The 19,529-nt window shown below is 71.2% G+C and carries 18 protein-coding genes; 6 read left to right on the forward strand and 12 right to left on the reverse strand.

Going from position 1 to position 19,529, the window contains the following annotated elements:
- Positions 1 to 650 precede the first annotated feature (650 nt).
- The 4 genes from DEJ35_RS01410 to DEJ35_RS17120 form a co-directional block, all read right to left on the reverse strand.
- Positions 651 to 872, reverse strand: a complete 222-nt coding sequence (locus DEJ35_RS01410; protein ID WP_309146757.1) for a cold-shock protein — start codon at positions 870 to 872, stop codon at positions 651 to 653.
- A 4-nt stretch (positions 873 to 876) separates the two neighbouring features.
- Entirely contained in the window at positions 877 to 1,986 is a 1,110-nt protein-coding gene (locus tag DEJ35_RS01415) for an acyl-CoA desaturase (RefSeq protein WP_110859361.1), read from the reverse strand.
- 134 nt (positions 1,987 to 2,120) lie between these two features.
- The gene (locus DEJ35_RS01420) at positions 2,121 to 3,164 is read right to left on the reverse strand and encodes a helix-turn-helix domain-containing protein (RefSeq protein WP_111191909.1); all 1,044 of its coding nucleotides are present in this window, start codon (positions 3,162 to 3,164) and stop codon (positions 2,121 to 2,123) included.
- Positions 3,158 to 3,496 (reverse strand): hypothetical protein, encoded by a 339-nt coding sequence (locus DEJ35_RS17120; RefSeq protein ID WP_146238504.1) that lies wholly within the window; start codon positions 3,494 to 3,496, stop codon positions 3,158 to 3,160. Before DEJ35_RS17120 ends, DEJ35_RS01420 begins: the two co-directional genes overlap by 7 nt.
- Before the next feature lie 202 nt (positions 3,497 to 3,698).
- On the opposite strand from DEJ35_RS17120, the gene DEJ35_RS17125 reads away from it, so the two are divergent.
- From DEJ35_RS17125 to DEJ35_RS01440, 4 genes are all read left to right on the forward strand, one after another.
- Positions 3,699 to 4,487, forward strand: coding sequence for a helix-turn-helix transcriptional regulator (locus DEJ35_RS17125; RefSeq protein ID WP_181435467.1), 789 nt, complete (start codon positions 3,699 to 3,701; stop codon positions 4,485 to 4,487).
- Entirely contained in the window at positions 4,480 to 5,193 is a 714-nt protein-coding gene (locus DEJ35_RS01430) for a GAF and ANTAR domain-containing protein (protein WP_110859357.1), read from the forward strand. The genes DEJ35_RS17125 and DEJ35_RS01430 overlap by 8 nt, the downstream gene beginning before the upstream one ends.
- Positions 5,190 to 5,903 (forward strand): GAF and ANTAR domain-containing protein, encoded by a 714-nt coding sequence (locus tag DEJ35_RS01435; protein WP_111191910.1) that lies wholly within the window; start codon positions 5,190 to 5,192, stop codon positions 5,901 to 5,903. The genes DEJ35_RS01430 and DEJ35_RS01435 overlap by 4 nt, the downstream gene beginning before the upstream one ends.
- A 94-nt stretch (positions 5,904 to 5,997) precedes the next feature.
- On the forward strand, positions 5,998 to 7,044 hold the full coding sequence (locus DEJ35_RS01440; RefSeq protein ID WP_110859355.1) for a LacI family DNA-binding transcriptional regulator: 1,047 nt from the start codon (positions 5,998 to 6,000) through the stop codon (positions 7,042 to 7,044).
- A 124-nt stretch (positions 7,045 to 7,168) separates the two neighbouring features.
- On the opposite strand, the gene DEJ35_RS01445 is transcribed toward DEJ35_RS01440, so the two are convergent.
- From DEJ35_RS01445 to DEJ35_RS01460, 4 genes are read right to left on the reverse strand one after another with little or no spacing between them, the layout of a single operon-like run.
- Positions 7,169 to 9,676, reverse strand: a complete 2,508-nt coding sequence (locus DEJ35_RS01445) for a TIM-barrel domain-containing protein (RefSeq protein ID WP_111191911.1) — start codon at positions 9,674 to 9,676, stop codon at positions 7,169 to 7,171.
- A 10-nt stretch (positions 9,677 to 9,686) separates the two neighbouring features.
- Positions 9,687 to 10,598: a carbohydrate ABC transporter permease gene (locus DEJ35_RS01450; RefSeq protein ID WP_110859353.1), complete on the reverse strand. Its 912-nt coding sequence runs from the start codon at positions 10,596 to 10,598 to the stop codon at positions 9,687 to 9,689.
- On the reverse strand, positions 10,595 to 11,566 hold the full coding sequence (locus DEJ35_RS01455; RefSeq protein ID WP_110859352.1) for a carbohydrate ABC transporter permease: 972 nt from the start codon (positions 11,564 to 11,566) through the stop codon (positions 10,595 to 10,597). The genes DEJ35_RS01450 and DEJ35_RS01455 overlap by 4 nt, the downstream gene beginning before the upstream one ends.
- 25 nt (positions 11,567 to 11,591) lie before the next feature.
- Positions 11,592 to 12,899 (reverse strand): ABC transporter substrate-binding protein, encoded by a 1,308-nt coding sequence (locus tag DEJ35_RS01460; protein ID WP_258378402.1) that lies wholly within the window; start codon positions 12,897 to 12,899, stop codon positions 11,592 to 11,594.
- 291 nt (positions 12,900 to 13,190) lie between these two features.
- Between DEJ35_RS01460 and DEJ35_RS01465 the strand changes: the two genes are divergently transcribed.
- The gene (locus DEJ35_RS01465; protein WP_258369827.1) at positions 13,191 to 15,020 is read left to right on the forward strand and encodes a BCCT family transporter; all 1,830 of its coding nucleotides are present in this window, start codon (positions 13,191 to 13,193) and stop codon (positions 15,018 to 15,020) included.
- A gap of 75 nt (positions 15,021 to 15,095) precedes the next feature.
- On the opposite strand, the gene DEJ35_RS01470 is transcribed toward DEJ35_RS01465, so the two are convergent.
- Genes DEJ35_RS01470 through DEJ35_RS01480 form a run of 3 tightly spaced genes read right to left on the reverse strand, consistent with a single transcriptional unit; the run spans position 15,096 to position 18,286 of the window.
- Positions 15,096 to 16,250, reverse strand: a complete 1,155-nt coding sequence (locus tag DEJ35_RS01470; protein WP_111191913.1) for a low temperature requirement protein A — start codon at positions 16,248 to 16,250, stop codon at positions 15,096 to 15,098.
- 10 nt (positions 16,251 to 16,260) lie between these two features.
- Positions 16,261 to 16,944, reverse strand: a complete 684-nt coding sequence (locus DEJ35_RS01475; protein ID WP_111191914.1) for a response regulator transcription factor — start codon at positions 16,942 to 16,944, stop codon at positions 16,261 to 16,263.
- A gap of 4 nt (positions 16,945 to 16,948) precedes the next feature.
- Complete coding sequence (locus tag DEJ35_RS01480) at positions 16,949 to 18,286, reverse strand: sensor histidine kinase (protein WP_258378403.1); 1,338 nt, start codon at positions 18,284 to 18,286, stop codon at positions 16,949 to 16,951.
- 41 nt (positions 18,287 to 18,327) lie between these two features.
- Between DEJ35_RS01480 and DEJ35_RS01485 the strand changes: the two genes are divergently transcribed.
- A complete protein-coding gene (locus DEJ35_RS01485) occupies positions 18,328 to 19,086 on the forward strand; it encodes an NADPH-dependent F420 reductase (RefSeq protein WP_375231892.1) in 759 nt (252 codons plus the stop codon).
- On the opposite strand, the gene DEJ35_RS01490 is transcribed toward DEJ35_RS01485, so the two are convergent.
- Positions 19,083 to 19,466, reverse strand: coding sequence for a helix-turn-helix transcriptional regulator (locus DEJ35_RS01490; protein WP_110859345.1), 384 nt, complete (start codon positions 19,464 to 19,466; stop codon positions 19,083 to 19,085). The genes DEJ35_RS01485 and DEJ35_RS01490 overlap by 4 nt on opposite strands.
- Positions 19,467 to 19,529: the final 63 nt, after the last annotated feature.

The raw sequence follows: 19,529 nt of genomic DNA on the forward strand, positions 1-19,529 counted from the left end.
CTCGCTCAAGCCCCTCCAGCTCGAGGGCGACAACGCCATCCTGACCGGCACCACCGTCCACGTCAGCGAAGACGCCGCCGGCCTGCTGAACAAGACCTTCGGCACCGACGCTGTCAAGCGCGGCCTGCTCGTCGGCACCGCCACCATCACCGCCCAGATCAAGTAACACCCCGCACCACCACAGTCGGCCCGGACCACGCAGCAGCGCGGTCCGGGCCGACTTGCGTCGTGCGGCGTGCGTCGTGCGTAACCGGGCGTACCTGGTGGAACCGGGCGTACCTGGTGGAACCGGGCGTACCTGGCGGAACCGGGCGTACCTGGTGGAACCGGGCGTACCTGGTGGAACCGGGCGTACCTGGTGGGTTGTTTCGACCAGGTACGCCCGTTCTTGCGAACCAACGCGCGTGCGATGGGAAGGAACGGGCGCACGGACGGACGGGAGGCCCGGTGCCAGCTGGCACCGGGCCTCCCGTCCGTCGTGTCCGCGCGCCGGGCCGGCGGCCCCTGCCGGGACTCGGCCCCGCGGACAGGTTGCGGGTACCGGGACCCGCAACCTGTCCGCGGGGCCGAGACTCGGGCTGCCGCGGCCACGCGCGCAACGAGCGACGCCCCGACCGGACCGGTCGGGGCGTCGCTCGTGATGGTGCCGATCAGCGGATGATCGAGATGTTGTCCGCCTGCGGACCCTTCTTGCCCGGCCCGATCTCGTACTGCACGTGGTCGTCCTGGGCGAGCGGCCGGGAGCCGGTCGCCGCGACGATGCTGGAGAAGTGCGCGAACAGGTCCTGGGACCCGTCGTCGGGGTGGATGAAGCCGTACCCCTTGCTGTGGTCGAACCACTTGACGGTGCCCGTCGGCATGGCGGTCAGCACGGTGTCAGTGGATGCGCAGCTGCGCGACCATCGGGCACGCGAAGGGGTCGCGGGCGGCGAGGCCGACGCGATTGAGGTACCGGACGACGATGCCGTAGGACCGCAGCAGCGTGGTCTCGGTGTAGGGCACGTCGAGGGTGTCGCAGTGGTCACGGACGAGGAGGCGGGCCTGCTTCAGTGCCGGGCGCGGCATCGACGGGAACAGGTGGTGCTCGACCTGGTAGTTCAGGCCGCCCATCAGGAACGACACCCACCAGCCGCCACGGATGTTGCGCGAGGTGCGCACCTGGCGGGAGAAGAAATCGACCTTCGCGTCGTGCGCGATGGTCGGCATGCCCTTGTGGTTCGGGGCGAACGAGGCGCCCATCATCACGCCGAACACGGCGAGCTGCACCCCGAGGAACGCACACGCCATCCCGAACGGCAGGAACCAGAACACGACGGTCAGGTAGATCGCGAAACGCGCCACGAGCAGGGCACCCTCGATGAGGCGGTGCTTCTTGTCGGCCTTGGTGCCGTTGCCGGTGACGATCGACATCACCGCGTAGCGGTGCAGGTTCAGGCCCTCGAGCGTCAGGAGGGGGAAGAACAGCCACCCCTGGAAGCGCATGAAGGTCTTCATCGCGCCGCCCTTGACGGCCGCGGCGTCCTCCGGCAGGAACCGGATGCCGTCGGGCGCGATGTCGGGGTCCTTGCCGACGGTGTTCGGGTTGCCGTGGTGGCGGGTGTGCTTGTTCATCCACCACGAGTAGCTGAGCCCCACGAGGAACGTGCCGAGCCAGCGGCCCGCGCGGTCGTTCCACTTCTGGGACTCGAACACCTGACGGTGCGCGGCCTCGTGCGACAGGAACGCGAACTGCGTGAACAGCACGCCCAGCGCGCCGGCCACGATCAGCTGGAACCACGAGTCACCGAGAAACGCGAACGCGACCCAGGTGAGGGCAAGACTGCCGACGAGTGCGCCGAACAGTGCCCAGTAGAAACCGGTACGACGGCGGAGCAGGCCGTTCTCCTTCACCTGCGCCAGCAGCGCGGAGTAGGTCGAGGTGCCCTTGCGGGCACCCGTAGCGGGACGAGTGCGGGTGTAACCCTGAGCGAGCGGAGTGGTGGTCATGTGGACCGCCTTCCGGTACGGATCGGTCCTTCAACCGGTTCGAGGGAGTTCACGCGAGTGCGCTTGTGGCGACCCTAGGGGCCGAACTTGCGTGTTCACCGTGGTGTCCGGAACACGTCGCGCGACACACCGGTTCAGCCCGCGTGGCGCTCCGGACCGTCTGCGCACGACCCGGACGATGCACGCAACGTCTGCCCGGGGTACTCCCGGAACCGACGGAAGTACGTCCCCGAGAACCGCCCGAGGTGCCGGAAGCCCCAGGCCATCGCGGCCTCGCTCACGCTGGTCTCGTGCCGGCTGCTGGACTCGAGGACCGCGTGCACCCGGTCGAGCCGCATCCGCAGCAGGAACGTCATCGGCGAGACCCCGTGCTCCCGCATGAAGGACGTCTGCAGGGTCCGCGGGCTCACACCCACGGCGTCGCAGATGTCGGTGAGGCACAAGGGCCGGTCGCAATGGCCCTCGAGGTAGGCCTCGGCGAGTTCGACCGTCGACGGCATCACCGCACGGCGGAGCACCGCGGGCGTCAGCACCCCGAAGGCTCGGAGCACGGCCTCGACCAGCGCGACCTGCGCACCGGTCCGGGCACCCGAGGTGAACCCGTCGCGCGTCGCGGTGACGGCCACCTGCTCGACGCACCGGCGCAGGTGTTCGAGCGCCGCGATGGCGGGCTCGGCTCCCCGGGTCGGCAGTCCCGGCGCTGCTGCTCCCAGCGACGAGCCCACCTGGTCGAGGAGCGACCGGTCGATGCTCACGAGCTGCAGCGTGCCCTTCGGGGCACGCACCGAGAACTCCCCGGACGTCGGCATCAGGACGGGCGTGCCGGGCCTGGTCTCGAGGACGACCCCGCCGTCGACGGCGACGCGGACACCACCGGTGCTCGACCACCCGACGACGATGCGGTCGTTGGGTTGGAAGACCCCGGAGAAGCCGGAGGTGGCCGACGCCGTGACGAGGCTCACACAGCCGTCCCGTCGGGTCCGGTAGCGGAACCGGAACGGCAGCCGGAAGGCGTCGTCCTCGAGGTCGAAGCGCACGTCACGGCCGTGCCCGGCCTGGGCGAGCACGCGAGCCGCGAAGGCCCGGTCGGTACCGGAGCGTTCGGTGCGACGTCGGTGAGAGTCGATCCGCGCGGTGACGGTCCGGGCCGCGTCGGTCCCGTGCACCGCGGTCAGCACGGTGCCTCGTCGAGGTGCTGTCCGCAGTGGTGCTCGAACCAGGCGCGGGCGTCCTGCAGGGTGGCCCGTCGGTCGTGCTCGTGCAGCGCCGCCATGAGCGTGCAGTCGAAGCCGTCCACCGTGCGCTCGATGAACCCGAGGAGCATGTCCGGGTCGCCCCAGGCGGCAGCTGCGTCGACGACGCGCCAGCACCCGGAGTCGACCGGCTGCACCCGGATGTCGGTCGGGTCCGTGGCAGCGAGCGCCCGGATCCGGTCGGTGTGGACCACCTGCTGCCAGACGACGGCATCGGTCATCCTGGTCGTGGTCGTGGAGCCCTGTCGGTGTCCCATCGCGCCTCCCTGTCGGTTCGATGTGGCGCACCGCCAGAACAGCGGCACACGAGACAGTTTCAGTATCGACAGGACACTTCCCGCAATGTCAGGGGTTGATTTCGGGCCGTACAGGGCTGATCATGCACGGCCTCGCTCGGCCTCGCTCGGCCTCGATCGGGCCCTGGGAGCGCACCATCGACGGTTCCCGTACGGTCGGCTCATGACCGACGGGAGCAGTGCGACCCAGGACGTCCCGCTCCGACTCTCCCGTGCGGTACGTGACGCCCTCCGGTTCGTCCACGAGCACGCGGCGACCCACATCACGGTCGCGGACGTCGCTGCGGCCGTGCAGTTGTCGCCGCGGAGCCTGCAGAAACGGTTCCAGGCCGAGATCGGGCAGACCCCGGGGACGTTCCTCCGGGCGGTCCGGCTCGAGGGGGTGCGGCGTGATCTGCAGGCGGCTTCCGGCGCGCCGGACCGGCAGACCATCGCCGAGATCGCCGAGCGCTGGCAGTTCAGCAACGCGGGCCGGATGGCCGCGGCCTTCCGTGCGGCCTACGGGATCGCTCCCTCGTCGGCGTTGCGCTCCTTCGTTCCGGAGGAGGACGAGGACGGCGCACCGAGCCTGTCGGACCGGAACCAGCGGCGCTTCCGCCTGGTGCTCGATTGCGAGGTCGACGTCGACGACCCGAAGGCCGTGCTCACCGGGGCCCTGCAGCGAGCGGGGTCCGGCCCGTGGCGCGACTACCGGCCCGACGGCGGGAGCGAGGACCTGATGGCGTTCCTGCTCGGCAACGCGGTGCGGGCGGTCGTGCGCGAGACGTCCGGCGTGAGCCTGGTCGCCCTGGACGCGATGCTCCGGGTGCAGGACGAGCAGGGGTCGTACCCGCCGGTCGAACTGCCGGCCTGGCGCGCAGGACCGCCGTCCAGCGCGCCTGCGCCGTCCGGATCGTCCGGAACGGGACAGCGCGTAGGATCGGATCACGGCAGGGAAGGCGACCATGGATGACGCATTCGAGCGTGCACTCCGTGCGCTCCGGTCGGCGGACATCGCCGACGACGAACTCAGTCGGCCGATCGCGCTCGCGCTGCCGATGGGCGGCGTCGCGATCTCGACGTTCGGTGAACTCTGCCCCAGCGAGACCGTCTCGGCGACGGACCAGGTCGCCGTCCGCGTCGACGAGATCCAGTTCGACCTGTCCGAGGGCCCGTGCTGGGCCGCCCTGGCGAAGGACGCCCCGGTCCTGGAGACCGACGTCGTCCGTCATCCGAACGCCGCGTGGCCCGCCTTCAACGAGGCTGTCCGGAGCGAACCGGTCGGTGCGGTCTTCGCGTTCCCGGTCGCGTTCGGCCCGTTCCCGCTCGGCGCGGTCGACGTGTACGTGCCGCGGCCCGCCACGATCGAGGACGACACGGTGCGGCAGGCCATGACCCTCGCCTCGGCCGTCAGTCGCCGGGTCCTCCGCAGAGCCCTCCGCTCGATCGCGGACGAGGACGACGCCCTGCTCGACCGGAGTCCCTCGTCGCGTCGCGTGGTGCACCAGGCCACCGGGGTCGTGCTCGCGCAGCTCGACATCAGCCCCGAGGACGCCTACCTGCTGCTGCAGGGCCACGCGTTCGCCCGTCGGAGGACGATGCGGCGGGTGGCGGAGCAGATCCTGGACGGCACGGTCCGGTTCGAGAAACGAGGCGACCTGATCGAGGAGGTCCAGTGACGACGGCAGGCAGAGAAGCACAGATCCTCGAGACGTTCACATCGCTCGCCGACACCCTGGTGGATGCGTACGACGTCCTGGAGCTCCTGCAGACCCTGGTCGAGACCTGCGCCGACGTGCTCGGCATCGACGCCGCGGGCATCCTGCTGGCGAACGACGACCAGGAGCTCGAGGTCGTGGCTTCGACGTCCGAGGCCAGCCGGCTCGTCGAGGTCCTGCAGCTCGACGCCGAGGCCGGCCCCTGCATGACCTCGTTCGCGACCGGACGGGCCGTGACGTGTCCGGACATCGAGTCGGCACCGGCGGAGTGGGCGATGTTCCGCACGGGTGCGCTCGCGCTCGGGTTCCGGTCGGTGCACGCCGTCCCGCTGCGGCTGGGGAGCAACGTCATCGGCACGCTCAACCTGTTCGGTGTCGGCCCCGGTTCCCTCGGGGAGACGGACCTGCGCGTCGCCCGGGCCCTGGCCGACGTGGCGACGATCGGCATCCTGCACGAACGGTCCCTGCGCGAGCACGAGGTCGTCCGCGCACAGTTGCAGCGCACGATCGGCTCGCGTGAGGTGATCGAGCAGGCCAAGGGTGTCGTGTCGTACCTGCGGGGCGTCTCGATCGAGGACGCCTTCGCCGTGATCCGCGGGTACGCGCTCGAGCACCACGAAGCACTCTCCGAGGTCGCCCGCGCGATCGTGCAGCGCCGACTCGTCCCCTGACGAGCAGGCCGGAGCGCGCCTGAGCACGCCCCGTCGACACCGCTGGCCCGGTCGGTCCGCCGGACCCCGACCCTCCGCCCGCTACGGTGAGCGGATGGGCAAGGTCACGCTGCAGGACGTCGCCGCGCACGCCGGTGTCTCGATGAAGACCGTGTCCAACGTCGTCCGCGGCTACCAGCACGTCAGCGACCCCATGCGCAGCCGGGTACAGGCCGCCATCGACGAGCTCGGCTACCGGCCGAACGTGTCGGGCCGGTCACTCGCGACCGGGCGGTCGAACATGCTCGCCTTCGCGTTCCCCGACCTGCGTCGCCCCTACTTCGCGGAGCTCGCCCACGTCTTCTCGCGGGTCTGCGCCGACCGCGGCTACCAGCTCCTGCTCGAGGAGACCGCCGGCGACCCGGACGGCGAGCGCTCCGCCGTGCGGGGGCGTGAGGCCGGCGTGGTCGACGGGGTCGTGATCCACCCCCAGGTGCTCACGCCCGAGACGATCGACCGGATCCGCGGGGACACCGCCGTGGTGTTCCTCGGCGAGGACGTCCGGCCGCCGCACGCCGACCAGGTCGTCATCGACAACGCCGGCGCCGCCGCCGAGGCCGTCGCGCACCTCGTCGCGCTCGGTTGTCGCCGCATCGGGTTCTTCGGGCACGAGACCGGGCCGTCCTCGCGCACGTCCGGCCTGCGCCTGGACGGCTACCGCGCCGGACTCGTCGCCGCGGGCCTGCCGCTCGACGACGCGCTGCTGGTCCCCCGCGAGGTCGGCGACGCCGCCGGTGCCGAAGTCGCCTTCGGTGCGGCGCTCGACGCCGGCCTGCAGGTCGACGGGCTGCTCTGCCGCGACGACCTGGCGGCGCTCGGGGCGCTCCGGGCGATGCGCCTGCGCGGCCTGGACGCGCCCCGTGACGTCGCGGTCGTCGGCTGGGACGCGGTCGGCCTCGGGTCGAGCCTGGTGCCGAGTCTGACCTCCGTCGCACCCGACACGGTCGCCCTCGCCGGCACTGCCCTCGACCTGTTGGTCGAGCGGATGGACGGCTCCGAGGTGCCCGGTCGGCTCGTCACGGTCGGCCACCGCCTGCTCGTCGGCGAGAGCGCGCCGTACGCGGACGGCACGTCCGACCGGGCGGCGCACCAGGGCGCCTGACGACGGACAGGAGGCCCGGCGCGCGCCCGGCCACGAGCCTCCAGTCCGCAGTGTGGCCGGTCCCAGGGCACGTGGCGGGCCCGGCCACGGGCCTCCCCTCCGCCTCGTCCCACGTCGCCTGCCGTCAGCGGCCTGCGGGAGTCGACTCCCCCGGGTGCACGCTGCCGAGCAGCTCGACGACGACGTCCCGCAGGGCGTTCGGCAGGCCCACGGTGCCGAGCTCGACGATGCGGTCCGCACGCGGCAGGTCCTTCGCCACGACCTCCCACGCCTCGAGCTTCTCCGGGTTGCCGGCCTGCGCGCCCTCGAGGACCCGCCGGACGGCGTCCCGCGCGTCGACACCGACGACCGGTGCGCCGACCAGCGTGACCGAGCCACCCGACGCGGAGTCGACCGACAGGTCGACCGAGAACCGGTCGGCCGAACGCGCCGACGGCTCCTGGCCGTCGGCAGGTGCGGCGAGGAACGTGATCCGCCACTCGCGGTGGGCGGGGACGACGTCGAGGGCTCCGGTGGTGGCGTGCACCCGGAACTCGGCGTGCTCGGGGTCCCAGCTGAGACGTGTCCGGGCGGTGCGGCTGCCCTCGCCCTCGTGGTCCTCGACCAGGGTGAAGGCACCCGGTGCACCCGGGGCGACGAGGACGTCGAACGCCGTCGGGTTGACGGTGGCGTCGAGCTGGTCGGCCGCGGCGAGCGGCAGGATCCCGCCGGCGCGCAGCAGGACCGGCACCGTGTCGAGCGTGCGGTGCAGGTCGACGAACCGGTCGCCCGCGTACACCGTGCCGGTGAAGACGTCGGTCCAGGTGCCCGGCGGCAACCAGGCCCGGGCGACCCCGTGCCGGCTGACCGGGTCGCGGGGTGCGACGATCGGGGCGACGAGCAGCTCCGAACCGAACGCGTAGGTGTTCGGCACCCGGTACGCCTCGTCGCGGCGCGGCTCCAGGTGGTAGAGCGGCCGGACCAGCGCGGTTCCCTCGGCGGTGCCGTGGTTCATCGTGTGCAGGTACGGCACCAGGCGGTGGCGGAAGCGGAGCGCCTCGCCCATCGCTGCGCGTGCCTCGGCCGGGAACACCCACGGCTCCTTGCGGATGAACGGGTTGTTCGCCGAGTGCAGACGCATGATCGGCGAGAACACCCCGAACTGCACCCAGCGGGTGGCGAGCTCGTCGTCGCGGACGCCGCGGGTGTGGCCGCCGATGTCGTGGCTCCACCAGGGGTAGCCGATGTTCGCGGCGGTGGCGGTGAACTCGGGCTGGAACGCCAGGGACGCCCACGACACGACGGCATCGCCGGAGAACCCGACGGCGTAGCGGTGGCTGCCGGGGCCGGCGTAGCGCGAGAAGGTCATGCCGTCGACCGGGGCTGCAGCTTCGTCTGCGTCTGCGCCTGCGCCTGCGCCTGCGCCCGCGCCTGCGCCCGCGTCTGCGCCTGCGCCTGACGCGGTGTGTCGCGCCGAGTCGAGCAGGTGGAAGTGGTTGAGCAGCCACAGCGGGTCGACCCCGGGCAGCCCGGTCTCGCGGCCCTGCTGCCAGTCGATCCACCAGAAGTCGACGCCCTGCTCCTCGAGCGGGCGGTGCAGCTGTTCGAAGTACGCCTGCAGGAACCGGCGGTCCGTCGGGTCGAACGGGATCGGCTGCTCGGTCTCCGGGTCGACCCCCATCGCGCGCGCCACCGCGGGGTAGGCGTCCTCGAACGCCCGCACGCCGTCGGCCGGGTGCAGGTTCAGCGTCGTGCGCATCCCCCGGCGGTGCAGTTCGGCGAGGAACGCCCGCGGGTCCGGGAACAGCGACGGCTCCCACGAGTACCCCGTCCAGCCGTTGCCGAAGCGCGGCGGGACCGAGTCCACCCGGTGCCAGTCCATGTCGATGACGGCGACCGAGAACGGCAGGTGTTCGTCGGCGAAGCGGTCCAGCAGCTCGAGGTACGAGGTGTCGCTGTACGGGTGGTACCGGCTCCACCAGTTGCCGAGTGCCCACCGCGGCATCCGCGACGGCGGCCCGGAGACCGCGTGGTAGGTGCGCAGCGCGGCGTCGTAGTCGCGGCCGTACGCGAAGACCGTGACGTCGCGGCGCCCGGGGACCCGCGTGCCGATCCAGCCGTCGTCGGCGAACAGGAACGACTCGCTGTCGTCGAGCGCGGTGATGCCGTCGCGGGCCAGGATCCCCGGTTCGAGCGGCATCCGGCCGTCGACGTCGTCGAGGGTGCGGCCGGTGCCGCCGAGGTCGCGCGGCTCCTGCCCCCAGCGCCAGCGGTTGGCGTCCGGGCCGGTGGTCTCGACGACCAGGCCGCTCGGGCTGAACGGGCGGCCGTCGTAGCGCAGTCGGGCGCGGTCGGTGGTGATGACGACGCCGGCGGTGCCGGTGCCGTCGGCGGCGGCCGTCCGCTCCACGGTGAACGCCGGCACGGGCACGCGGCGGCGCATCGCGAAGGTCGACGCCCGGTCCTCGAACCCGCCGTCGTCGCTCCACTCGATGCGGAACGCCCCGGCGTCGAGCACGGTGATGCGCCAGTGGTCGCCGGTGACGACGGCTGCGGGGTCGGCGACCGGGTCCGAACCGGGGAACGGACGGATGGTGGGAAGGACGGCGCTGGTGGTGCCGGTGGTGGTGGTGGTGCCGGTGCTGCTGCTCACGTGGTGCCTCTCAGCTCTTGACCGCGCCCTGCGTCACGCCGCTGATGACCCAGCGCTGCGCGAACAGGTAGACGATGATCGTGGGCGCCATCGCCATCAGGTACGAGGCGAAGGCGACGTTGTAGTTGGTGCCGAACTGACTCTGGAAGATGTTCTGCACCACGGGCAGGGTCTGCAACCCCGGATCCGCCGTGATGAGCGACGGCATCATGAAGTCGTTCCACGATGCCAGGAAGGCGAAGATGCCGACCGTCGCGTTCATCGGGCCGAGGAGCGGCAGGATGATCCGCCAGAAGATCTGCCACGTGGATGCCCCGTCGATGCGGGCGCTCTCCTCCAGCTCCACCGGGATCGACCGCAGGTACGCCGAGTAGAGCAGCACGCTGAACGACAGTTGGAACATGGCGTGCAGGATCCCGACGCCGATCGGGTTGTCGAGGCCGATCTCGGCGGTCAGCTTGATCTGCGGCAGCGCCACCACCGGGAACGGCAGGAACATCGCCGCGAGCAGGTAGACGAACGAGTAGCGGAAGAACCGCTTGTGCCAGTTCCGGACGATCGCGTACGAGGCGAACGAGCTGAGCAGCAGCGTGGCGACGACGGTGAGCGCCGCGACGCCGAGGGACACCGAGAAGGACACCGGGAACCGGGTCAGCTGCCACGCCTCGGCGAAGGAGCCCGGGTTGAACGGGAACGGCAGCGAGAGCGCGTTGCCGTCGACGGACTGCTCGGTCGTCTTGAACGCCATCGAGAGCGTCACGTACAGCGGGATGAGCACGGTCAGCGACGCGAGGCCGAGGACCACAGTCAGGGTCCAGTTCGTACCGCCCAGTCGTCGGCGGTGGCCGCGGCCGGAACGACCGGCGCCGCCGGTGGTCACGGCGCGGGTGTCGGTCGGGGGTCGTGTGTCGATGGCGGTCATGCGAGTCGCAGGTTCCTTCCGCGGGTCGCCGCGAGCTGCAGCACGGAGATGAGGACGGTGATGATGAAGAACACGGTCGCGTTCGCCATCTGGTAGGCGTAGTCGCCGCCGGTGAAGCCGCCGAAGATGGTCATCGCGACGCTGCTCGTCGCGCTGCCGGGGCCGCCGTTGGTCAGACCGACGATCACGTCGTAGGCGCCGAGGTAGCCCTTCACGCCGAGCACGGTGTTGATGACGATGAAGCCGCCGAGCAGCGGGAGCGTGATCGAGCGCAGCTGCTTCCAGCCGGTCGCGCCGTCGAGCGCACTGGCCTCGTACAGCTCCTCGGGGATGGACGTCAGACCCGCCGTGTAGATGAGGAGCGCGCCGGGCACGGTCTGCCAGGCGGACACGATCACGATCGCGAGCCAGGCGAGGTTCGGGTCGCCGAGGATGCTCTGCTCGAGCGGGCCGAAACCGACGCTCGTGGCCAGGGCCGGCACGGTGTTCGAGAACAGGAAGTTGAACACGTAGGCGACGATGATCCCGGAGATCACCATCGGGATGACGAACACCGACCGCAACCCGGCGGCGAACCGAATCTTCTTCGCCAGGGCGATCGCCAGGGACAGCGCGACGACCTGCGTGACGACGACGGTGACCGCCGCGAAGCCGAGCGTGAAGCCGTACGACGCCAGGATCGCCGGGTCGGAGACGAGCGCCTTGTAGTTCTCGACGCCGATGAAGTCCCACTGCCCGAACCCGAGGTAGTCGGTGAAGCTGTAGAACACGCCGACGCAGGCGGGGGCGACGACGAACGCCGTGAACAGCACGAGGGCCGGCACGAGGAACAGGTAGTACATGCCCTCGGTGCGGCTGAGTGAACCGACACCGCGCGCGCCCACACGTCGGTGCGTGCGGGCGGCGTCGGTCGCCGGTCCGGAGGTCTCCGGGTCGGTGTCGCGGGAGAGCGGGGTCTGCATGGTCATGGTGGCTCCTGTGTCCTGGTCCGGCTCAGACCGTCGCGGAACGGCCGGCGAGCCGCCGCCAGTCCGAGTCGAGCCGCTGCAGCATCGAGGTGAAGTCCCCGCTCCGGATCGCCGACTGCAGGTAGTTGCCGAGCGGGATCGACGTGGGGATGAAGGTGCCGGCGCCCTGGTAGAACGCCGCGTCGTCGACGTACTGCTGCAGGCCGGCGAGGCGCTCGTCCTGCTGCGGCGGTGCGTCGATGCGGGGCGAGTACGCCAGGTTGTCGCGGTTGTAGGCGTCGATGACCTCGGGCTGCATGAGGAACTCGACGAGCTCCTTCGCCTGCTCCGGGTGCTCGGACGCCGTGGGGATCCAGAGCCCGAGGTCGATGTTGACCCGGGCCTTGCGGTCGGCCGGGTCGTTCGACACCGGCAGGGCGAAGGTGCCGACGGGCAACTTCTCGTCGATGAGCGCGATCTGCCCGAGCGCCCACGGGCCCTGCAGGTACATCGCGGCCTCGCCCTTGCCGAACGCCAGGTTGCCGTCGGCGTAGGCCCGGGTGGCGTGGTCGCGGTTGAAGAACGACGAGATGGTCTTCGCGCGCTCCATCGGCACCGCGAAGTCCTTCTCGAACGACACCTCGGAGTCGGGACCGACGTCGGCGCCGAGGGCCTTCATCTTGCGGAAGAACGAGCCGGTGTCGACGAGGCTGCCCACCGAGTAGTCGAACAGGCCCTGCCAGAGCGTCCAGGTGTCCCGGTCGGTGGCGTAGATCGGCGTGATGCCGGCCTTCTGCAGCGTCCGGCAGACCTCGACGAACTCGTCCCACGTCGTCGGGACCGGCAGGTCGTGCTCGGCGAAGATCCGCTTGTTGTAGATCACCCCGGCCGCCGCGAGCGAGTACGGCAGCACGCTCGTGCGGTCCTCGAACTTCGCGTACTGGTTCGTCAGGGTGTCGATGTCCGGTCGGACCCGCGCTGCCGACGGCAGGTCGCTGAGGTCGCTGAGCACGCCGCGCGAGATGTACCGGGCGAGCTCGAGGTTGTCGTTGAAGCACCCGACGTCGGCCGGTTCGCCGCGCACGAACTGCGGGGCGATGGCCGCCGTGCTGTCGTGCACGACCGACAAGCCGGCGTGCTCCCCCTCGAACTTCCGCAGCAGCTTGTCGAAGTAGGCGATGACCTCCTGCTTCTGCTCGTAGAAGCGGAGCGTCGTGGCACCACCGGCGGCACGCCCCGGGGTCGCGCACCCGGCGAGCGCCATCGTGCCGAGTGCGATGCCACCGGCCGCGCCCGCGAGGAACCCCCGCCGGCTCACCGCGGCCTGGAGTGTTGCGGTCCTGCTTCCCACCATCGGGTCTCTCCCTCGTTGCGCATCGTCGCGCAGGCTCCTGTTTTACAGCGCTGTAAAGCGCACGTCAACGTTGTAATCGCATGTGGCAGTGGTCGGTGCGTCCCATGGACGGGAGGCACAGTGCCATCCCGCCCCGCGCCTCCCGTCCGCCGAAGCGCGTGTCCACGGCCGCGAGTCGCCGCCTGGTGCACGAACACGCGGCGTGCTGGGACGGACACGGCGCGGAGCGCATCGTCGACCACGACACGCCTGGGCGAACGCACAGGAACGCGAGCGGGCACCATGGACTGCATGGCAAGCACCACTCCTCCCCTGCCCGGACCCGTGACCACGACACCGCAGTTGCGGCGGTGGGTGTTCTGGCCCGCCGCCGTCATCGTGCTGGGGTTCGTGGCCTTCACCCTGATCTCACCCTCCACCGCCGAGGCGCTGTTCCTCGGTCTGCAGGACGGCATCGTCAAGAACTTCAGCTGGTACTACGTGCTGATCGCCGCGTTCTTCGTCGGCTTCTCGCTGTTCGTCGGCTTCAGCCGCTTCGGTGACATCAAGCTCGGCAAGGACCAGGACGAGCCCGAGTTCTCGACCGGTTCGTGGTTCGCACTGCTCTTCGCCGCCGGCATGGGCATCGGCCTCGTCTTCTACGGCGTCTCCGAGCCCCTCAGCCACTTCGCCTCCCCGCGCCCCGGCGTCACCGGCAACGAGAAGGAGCTCGCGCAGCAGGCCCTCACGCAGACGTTCCTGCACTGGGGCCTGCACGCGTGGGCGATCTACGTCGTCCTCGGCCTCGCCCTGGCGTACGCGATCCACCGCCGGGGTCGCCCGGTGTCGATCCGCTGGGCCCTCGAACCGCTGCTGGGCAACCGCGTGCGCGGCGGCTGGGGCAACCTGATCGACGTGGTCGCCCTGGTCGGCACGCTGTTCGGCGTCGCGACCTCGCTCGGCCTCGGGGTCATCCAGATCGGCGCCGGACTCGAGAGCGCGGGCATCGCCGATAGCAGCATCGTCAGCCAGATCGCCATCATCGCGGTGATCACCGCCGTCACGATCGTTTCGCTCGTCACCGGCGTGACCAAGGGCATGAAGATCCTGTCGAACTTCAACCTGCTGCTCGCCGCGGCACTGCTGCTGTTCGTGCTCATCGTCGGGCCGACGCAGTTCCTGCTCCGCGACTTCGTGCAGTCGATCGGCTCCTACCTGCAGAACATCGTCGGCCTGTCGTTCAACGTCACCGCGCAGCAGGGCGCCGAGGGCGAGGCCTGGCAGGGCGCCTGGACCACCTTCTACTGGGGCTGGTGGATGTCGTGGGCGCCCTTCGTCGGTGTCTTCATCGCCCGCATCTCCAAGGGCCGCACCGTCCGCCAGTTCGTGTTCGGCGTCCTCCTGGTGCCGACCGCGCTCACGTTGCTGTGGTTCGCCGTCCTGGGCGGCACCGCGATCCACCGCCAGACCGACGGCTCGGGCGGCCTGATCGGCTCGGACGGCTCGGTCGACATCGAGGGGTCGCTGTTCGCGGTCCTCGGCGACCTGCCCGCCGGCATGGTCCTGACCTACGGCGCGATCCTGCTCATCGGCGTGTTCTTCGTGACCTCGTCGGACTCCGGTTCGCTCGTGATGGCGATGATCGCGTCGGGCGGTGACATCGAGCCGAAGAACTGGCTGCGGGTCTTCTTCGCCGGTGTCGCTGCACTGCTCGCCGTCGCCCTGCTGCTCAGCGGTGGACTGAACGCCCTGAAGACCGCGGCGATCACGACCGCGTTGCCGTTCAGCGTCGTCCTGATCCTGACCTGCTGGTCGACGATCATCGCCTTCACGCGCGAGCGCCGCGCCTACGACAAGGCCGAGCGCGAGGTCCTGCTCGAGCACGTCGGCGCCTACTACGGCCTCGAGGTCGAGGCGCCGACCGAGCGTCCGGCACGGTCCGGCCTCGGCCGTCCGTGGGCCGCGGTGAAGAACCGGGTGCGCGGCGGCCGCGGAACCGCGTCCTCGGCGGTGGAGGCCGGTGCGCTCGAGGACTTCCCGGTGCGGCCGTCGTCGGTCTCGGCCGACCCGGCGGTCGACCCGAGCCTGGACGCGCGTCCGACGTCGGCCGACACGTCGGCGACGGAGCACCCCGAGCGCTGACGGGTGGTCGACGCGACCACCTGACGGACGGGAGGCACGGTGCCAGCTGGCGCTGTGCCTCCCGTCCGTCGTCCGTCAGGTGTCGGTCCGTGCGGACGCGACCTCGAGGGTCACGACGACCGCCGCCACGGCGAGCGCCGTGACCGGCAACGACACCGCCGGCACCGCGATCGACGCGAGGACCACGAGCACCAGGGCCACCACGACGGCGTTGGCCCGTGCCGACAGCGACGGCCGGATCGCGAGCGCCCAGATCGACAGCACGAACACCGCGACCGGTACCGCGACGGTCGCGGCGACCGAGGCGGAGGACAGCTCGACGTGTCCGGCGTCGGCGCTGACCGCGACCTCGATGCCGGCCGGCAGGGCGCCGGCGGCGGCGAAGACGAAGTAGTGGCCGTAGCCGAACACGAGCGCGGTGGGCAGCGAGCGGATGTGCGCGTGCTGCTCGCGTGAGAAGTAGATCCACCACATGCCGACGGTGATCACCAGCCCGCAGCCCGCGAGCGCCAGCAGGGCTCCGAGGTGCTCGGTGTGCGAGAGGGCGTCGATCACCGCGCCGGCCGAGGCCACCAGCCCCTCGCCCAGGACGATGAGGGTGAACAGGGAGAACCGCTCGGCCAGGTGCCGGGTGTGCCACGGGGCCGTCCCCGTCGAGGTCTGCGCCCAGATCGGCACGGACAGCTCGGCGAGCACGAGGAACGGTGCCGCGTACCCCCAGACGTCATCGGGCAGGGCCAGGGAGACCACCCAGAGCAGCTGCACGACCGTGATGCCGACGGCGTGCAGAGTGGCGGTCCGGCGGTAGCGGGTGGACGACGCGGCGGCGCGGATCCACTGTCCGACCAAGGCCAGCCGCATGACGACGTAGCCGATGATGCCGATCGTGAAGTCGTTCTCGACCATGGCCGCGTGCACCCCGGCGGCGAGGACGAGCACCCCGGCCATCTGCACGAAGGTCATCACCCGGTAGAGCCAGTCGTCGGTGTCGAACGACGTGGCGAACCACGTGAAGTTCATCCAGGCCCACCAGATCGAGAAGAACACCAGCCCGTAGGCCAGGACGGCGGAGGTGACGTGTCCCTCGAGCTCGATCTCGTGCAGGTTCGTCGCGGCGAAGCCGACCGCGACGACGAACACCAGGTCGAACAGGAGCTCCAGGGGGCTCGCGGCCCGGTGTCGTTGGTCGGGGTCGCGCGGCACCATGCGGCGCAGTCCGATGGTCGTCATCTCCGGCTCCTCAGCGCTGTTCGGAGCGCTGTTCGCGCAGGTAGGTGAGCACCGCACGGACACGACGGTTGGCGTCGTCCGGTGTCAGGTCGAGCTTCGTGAACACGTTGCCGACGTGCTTGGCGACGGCGGCGTCCGACAGGTGGAGCGCCGCGGCGATGTCGGCGTTCGAGGCGCCCTCGGCCATGTGCGTCAGCACGGTCCGTTCGCGGTCGGTCAGGCGGGACAGCGGGCTGGGTGCGGCGCGGCCCCCGGTGAGGTGCCGGACCACTTCGGGGTCGACCACGACGCCACCGTCCGCCACGGTCTCGAGCGACCGGAGGAACGTCGGCACCTTGCCGACGCGGTCCTTCAGCAGGTAGCCGACACCGCCGTCGCCGTCGTCGAGCAGGTCCTGCACGGAGGCGTCCGCCACGTACTGGGACAGCACCACCACGGGCAGCCCGACGTGCTCCCAGCGCAGGGCGATCGCGGCACGCAGCCCGTCGTCGGTGCCGTCGGGGGGCATCCGGACGTCGGTGAGCACGAGGTCGGGGGTCTCCCCCGCCGCGACGAGGGCGGTCACGCCGGACACCAGGCCGACGGCGTCCTCGGCCGTCCCGACGACGGCGTGCCCGAAGCGTTCGAGCAGGCTGACCAGGCCGGCACGCAGGAGGACGGAGTCCTCGGCCACGAAGATCTTCACGAGCGTCATTGGATCACGAGTCGGTGCGGTCACGCTCGCGCAGGGGCACGGCCGCATCGCGCAGGGGCACGGCCGCGTCGCGCGGCGGCACCGCCTCGGCGTGCAGCGGCACCGTGAACCGGAGCGCCGTCGGGCCGCCCGCCGGGCTGTCGACCACGAGCGTCCCGCCGAGCACCGCCGCACGTTCACGCAGACCGTCGAGCCCACCGCCGGGCGTGGGTACCGCACCGCCCGTCCCGTCGTCCACCACCTCGAGCCGGAACCATCCGTCCGCTGCCCCGGCGGTCACCGACACGGCGTGGACGGCACCGTGCCGGACGGCGTTCGTGAGCGCCTCGCTCACGACGAAGTACGCCGCCGTCTCGGTCCGCGCCGGCAGCCGCTCCGGCAGGCGGACGTCGACGCGGACGGGCAGCGGCGAGCGCGCGGCCAGCTCGTCGACCGCGGCACCGAACCCGTGGTCGACGAGCACCCGGGGATGGATGCCGCGCACGCTGTCCCGCAGCGCCCGGACGGCGTCGTCGACGTTGTCGGTGATCCGGTCGGCCGTGGTGCGCAGTGCGTCGAGGTCGGGTCGGTCCCGCTCCGCGGCCGCTGCCACGGCCGCGTCGAGTTCGACGACGAGCAGGCCGACGTTCATCGCGAGCACCGTGAGCTGCTGCTGGGCGCCGTCGTGCAGGTCGCGTTCGATGCGCCGGCGTTCGGCGTCGAACCCGTCGAGCAACGCCTGCCGGGAGTACGTGAGCTCCTCGACGCGCTGCTCGAGCACCTCGGCCCGGCCGGAGAGCAGCGTGCGGGCGATCGACACCTCGGCGAGCGCCAGGGCGGCGAACCCGTAGAGCGCGACGACGAGCACCGCCATCGACCCGGCCAGCACGACCGGTGCGGCGAGGTGCAGCCCGGCGACCGCGTTCCCGATGACGTCGTCGGGCCGGGGTGCGCCGCCGATCGACGCGCGTACGGCGAGCACGAGGGCGACCAGCGTCAGCACCAGGAGCGCGAACCCGGCGGCGGCGAAGGCGGCGAACACGACCAGGTGCCCGAGTTCGCGCCAGACCACCTGGTCGCGGAGTCTTTCGCGGATCCCTCCCGGGCGGTTCCGGCGGACAGCACGGGGGTCGGCGATGCGCGGCTCGCCGATCACGACCGGGTGCCACCGCTCGAAGCGGGCGATCAACACGGCCCAGAAGGGGGCGACGAACCATGTGGCCACCACCGGCGCCGCGAGGACGAGCCCGAGTGCGGCGGTCAGGGCGACGTACAGCACCGACCGCCACGGGGTCGACGAGAGGAGGAACCGCCACGGCGCGATGCGCCAGTGCGGCTGGTCGGGGCGGGTCGCGCTCGGCACGTGCCCACGGTAGGGGCCAGCGCGGCTCGGCACCACCGGCCCTGCCGAGACCCGTCGCGGATACGTCGAGTGACGGATGCCGCCGTCGGCGTCGACGAGCGACCGTTGCTCGGAACCCATCCGGATCGAGGAACAGGAAGCACATGACCACCACCCCCATCGAGACCCTCGGCATCATCGGCGCCGGCAACGTCGGCGCGCAGATCGCCCGCCGCGCGATCGCCGTCGGGCTCGACGTCGTCCTCGCGAACTCCCGCGGGCCCGAGACGCTCGAGTCGCTGATCGACGAACTCTCCCCCGGTGCCGGAGCAGCCACCGTCGCCGACGCCGCCCGGGCCGGCGACGTGGTCGTCGTCTCGATCCCGATCAACGGCTACCGGGACCTGCCGGCCGAGGCGTTCGCGGGCAAGGTCGTCGTCGACACCGGCAACTACTACCCGGAGTTCTTCGGACCCGTGGACGAGCTCGAGCAGGGCGCGGTGCCGACCACCTCCGAGCTGCTCCAGCGGTCGCTGCCGGACGCCCGGGTCGTCAAGGCGTTCAACAACCTCGGTGCCGCCGACGTCACCACGGACGGGTCCCCCGCGGGCACGCCGGGGCGCCGAGCCCTGACCGTCGCCGGGGACGACGCGGACGCGAAGGCCGTCGTCACCGAGCTGCTCGAGCGGTTCGGGTTCGACGTGGTCGACGTCGGGCCACTCAGCGAGGGCTGGCGGTACGAGCGCGACCAGCCGGCGTACGGGGTCCGGCACGACCGGGCCGGCATGACCGCCGCACTGGCGGCAGCGGCTCGCCGCTAGCCCGGGGGCGACACCTCGGGCGCCGCCCGCGCCTCGGGGTCGTCCCGCACCGCAGCCGCGACGAGCGTGTCGAGCAGCCCTGGCCAGCGCGCGTCGAGCGCGTCCCGGCGCAGCTGCACGGCGTGCTCGCGCCCCGTCACCCGCGTCCGCGTCAGCCCCGACTCGCGCAGCACCTTGAAGTGGTGCGAGAGCGTCGTCTTGTGGATGTCGAGCCGGTAGTCGGTGAGGTTGCACGGGTGGTGGTCGCCGTCCGACAGCCGCTCGATGATCACCAGTCGCGCGGGGTCACCGGCCGCCCGGAGCACCCGCACCAGTTCGAGGTCCTCGACGGCGGGCAGGGGGAAGGGGTCGTGCCCGACCGTCGACTCTTCGTTTGACATGCATCAAACCTATCAGGGATGATCCCAATGGTTTGATGCTTGTCAAACAATGCCGAGGCAACG

This window comes from Curtobacterium sp. MCPF17_051 (assembly GCF_003234595.1).
GTDB classification, from domain to species: Bacteria; Actinomycetota; Actinomycetes; order Actinomycetales; family Microbacteriaceae; genus Curtobacterium; species Curtobacterium flaccumfaciens.